Origin of the sequence: Psychrobacter sp. CAL346-MNA-CIBAN-0220, assembly GCF_040309805.1 — a bacterium.
GTDB lineage: Bacteria > Pseudomonadota > Gammaproteobacteria > Pseudomonadales > Moraxellaceae > Psychrobacter.
Window position 1 is genome coordinate 1 of sequence record NZ_JBEOPF010000246.1, and the last position, 275, is coordinate 275.

Sequence of the window (275 nt, forward strand, 5' to 3'; positions counted from 1 at the left end):
GTATTGAAAACCTTAACGCCGATACCGCCACCATCGTTTAACTTCTTCATGGTGTTTTCGGCCACTTGCTCAACTGCGTTGCGGCTTAGAGTGCCTTTGCGCTTGGTTGTTGGCGCTTGGCGCTTATTAAAGAACTCAATACCTTTATCTGTCTTGCGGGTTTCTAACGTATCGAATAGCTGCTGATAAGCTGCATTGATTGCTGGTTGCTCATCTGCTGTTGGGTATGGGTAATCTTCAATGTCTGGATCGCTTTGCAGCCATCCATCTTCACC

At 46.9% G+C, this 275-nt stretch carries 1 protein-coding gene; it reads right to left on the bottom strand.

Features of this window, described 5'->3' with window-relative positions; translation table 11 throughout:
* On the bottom strand, positions 1-275 hold a 275-nt coding region (locus AAEY88_RS13505; RefSeq protein ID WP_350563211.1), incomplete at both ends, for a hypothetical protein.